The organism is Streptomyces sp. 150FB, from assembly GCF_000818195.1.
Classification (GTDB): domain Bacteria; phylum Actinomycetota; class Actinomycetes; order Streptomycetales; family Streptomycetaceae; genus Streptomyces.
Genome location: NZ_JTHL01000001.1, coordinates 6,715,900 through 6,718,866, shown reverse-complemented (window position 1 = coordinate 6,718,866; position 2,967 = coordinate 6,715,900). Strand labels below are relative to the sequence as shown.

2 protein-coding genes are annotated in these 2,967 nt (G+C 73.6%); both read right to left on the bottom strand.

The window, feature by feature from the left end; translation table 11 throughout:
* On the bottom strand, window positions 1-1,428 hold a 1,428-nt coding region (locus tag QR77_RS29085), incomplete at its 3' end, for a condensation domain-containing protein (RefSeq protein WP_236710848.1).
* Window positions 1,429-1,447: 19 nt separating this feature from the next.
* Window positions 1,448-2,967 (bottom strand): non-ribosomal peptide synthetase (locus QR77_RS29080; RefSeq protein WP_150130589.1); only part of this gene is annotated, 1,520 nt, incomplete at its 5' end.

The following is a 2,967-nucleotide window of genomic DNA, read 5'->3' as shown; positions in this document are numbered from 1 at the left end:
GACCCGCCGGCCGGGGTCGGTGACGGCGGCGCGGGTGAGGGCGAGGAAGTGGTCGAGCATCCGGGTGGCGGTCGCCTCGTCCCAGAGTTCCTTGTCGTACTCCAGCTCCAGTTCCAGCGCGTGGTCCTGTTCGCCGACCTCAAGTGTCAGGTCGAACTTGGCCGTACCGGCGCCGGGATGGGGGACATGGCTCACCTTGGCGTCGCCGAACACCTCGGGCGCCCGGTCGGCCTGGTTCCAGACGAACATCATCTGGAACAACGGGGTGGTGGCGAGGTCACGGGCCGGCGGCAGCGCCTCCACCACCTGCTCGAAGGGGACTTCCTGGTGCGAGAAGGCCGCAGCGGCGTCGCCTCGCACCTGGCCGAGCAGGTCGCGGAAGGGCAGGTCGGGGTGGCAGTCGGCGCGCAGCACCACGGTGTTGACGAACAGGCCGATGAGCGGCTCGGTCCCGGGTGTGGCCCGGTTGGCCACGGGGGTGCCGACGACGATGTCCGGCCGGCCGCTGTAGCGGGACAGCAGGGTCTGGAAGCAGGCCAGCAGCACCATGAACGGCGTCGCCGCCGACTCCCGCGCCACGGCCCGTACCCGCTCGGTGAGTTCGGGGTCCGCCAGGGCGCGGACCACACCGCCCGGTCTGGTGCGCTCGCGCGGGACCGGCCGGTCGGTGGGCAGTTCGAGCGGGGCCGGTACGTCGGCCAGCCTCCGTGTCCAGTAGGCCAGTTGTTCACGGTGCTCGCCCGCGGCCAGCCGCCGGCGCTGCCGGGCCGCGTAGTCCGCGTACCGTACGGCGGGCGCCTCGGGCCGCTGGGCGGCGCCGAGTTCGGCGGCGTAGCCCTGGAGCAGTTCCCCACGCAGCACATCGATCGACCAGCCGTCGAAGGCGATGTGGTGCGCGGTCAGGATCAGAAGGTGGACGGCGGGGCCGCCGCGCACCAGCAGGCCGCGCCAGACGGGTCCTTCGCGCAGGTCGAAGGGGCGGCCGAACTCGGCCCGCTGCACGCGGTCCTGCGCCTCGTCCGCCGACTCGCCTTCCCGCAGGACGAGTTCGGCGCGGCGGAGGGTGAAGGAAACGGGCCGAGGCACCAGTACCTCGGCGCCGTCGCGCCGCTCGTAGACGCTGCGCAGCACCTCGTGGCGCTCCTCGACGCCGCGCAGCGCGCGCTCCAGCGCCCCGGCGTCCAGCGGGCCTTCGAGCCGGAGGGTGAAGATCAGGTGGTAGGCGGTGCTGCCGGGGTCGAGTTCGGTCAGGAACAGCATCCGCTCCTGGGCGGGCGCCACCGGTCCCGGTCCGGTGCCGGGGACGAGTCCGCGGCGCTCGCGGGCCGCCCCCGCCCGGGCCAGCCGCTGCGCGAGCAGCGCCCGTACCCGGTCCGAACGGCCCTCGTCCCGCCCGCTGTCCGGGTTCGCGCCCCGGTCGCTGTCCATCCTTTCGTCCCGGCTGTCGTCAGACCTGGAGAGCGGCGTCATCGTCCATCCCCTCGATCTGCTCGATCTGCTCGATCTGCTCGACGAGCGCCTTCTCCACGACGGCGGCGAATCCGCCCAGCGTCTGGTTGTCGAGCAGGGCCAGCAGCGGCACCTCGACCTCCAGATCGGCGTGGAGGCGCGCCACCACCTGGGCGATCAGCAGCGAGTGTCCGCCGAGGTCGAAGAAGTTGTCGTCCACGCCGATGTCCCCGACGTCCATCACCTCGGCCCACATCGCGGCGACGGCCTCCTCGACGGGCGTGCGCGGAGCCACGTAGGGCGGGCGTTCGGCGGTGTCGAAGTCCGGTACGGGCAGCGCGGCCCGGTCCAGCTTGCCGTTGGCGGTCGCGGGCAGTGCTTCGAGGACCACCACGCGCGCGGGCACCATGTAGGCCGGGAGCTGCCCGGCCAGCGCGTCCCTGAGCCCGGCGGGGTCGAGCCGGGTGTCGGGGGCGGCCACCGCGTACGCGGCCAGCCGGGCGTCCGTCGCTTCGCCGTGCACCACGGCGACGGCCGACGCCACGTCGGGCAGCGCCCCCAGAGCGGCCTCGACCTCGCCCAACTCGATACGGAAACCACGGATCTTGACCTGGTGGTCCTGGCGGCCGAGGAACTCCATGGTGCCGTCCGGCCAGAACCGGGCGCGGTCGCCCGTCCGGTAGAGCCTGCCGCCCCGCTCGCCGCCGTACGGGTCGGGCACGAACTTGGCGGCGGTCAGCCGGGGGGCCGCGTGGTAGCCGGTGGCCAGGCAGTGGCCGCCGATGTACAGATCGCCGGGCGCGCCGACGGGGGCGGGGCGCAGCGCGTCGTCCAGCACGTAGTAGCGGGCGTTGTCGATGGGGCGGCCGTACGGGATGCTCGTCCAGTCCGGGTCGACCTTGGCGACGGGGAAGAAGTTGGACCACACGGCCGCCTCGGTGGCGCCGCCGAGTGCGATCACCTCGGGCTCGGCGAAGGCGGTCCGCAGGGCGTCGGGGAGCGACAGCGGCACCCAGTCACCGCTGAGGAAGACCAGCCGCAGCGAGTGTTCGGCCGGGGCCGGGCGCCCGGGGAGGAACGGCTGGAGCTGCTGGAGCGCGGCGGGCGCCGAGTCCCAGAAGGTGATCGGTTCGCTGTCGAGGATCGCCAGCAGCCGCCGCGGGTCGCGTACGTCGTCGGCCGCCACCACGCGGATGCTGCCGCCGGCTGCGAGCAGGCCGAACACGTCGTAGACGGAGAGGTCGAAGCTGAGGGAGGCGATGAAGAGCACCTGGTCCGAGGGGCCCATCCGGTAGGTCTCGTTGACCCAGGCGATGAGGTTGGCGACCGGCGCGTGGGTCATCAGGACGCCCTTGGGCGTACCGGTGGAGCCGGAGGTGAAGATCGTGTACGCGAGGTCGCCGGGGTGGGCGCGGTGCGGCGCCGGCGACGCGGGGGGCACCTCGGCGAGCGCCCAGCCGACGGCGGGAAGGGACTGCGCGCCCGGGTGGGCGCTCGGGTGGGCGCTCGCGTGGGCGG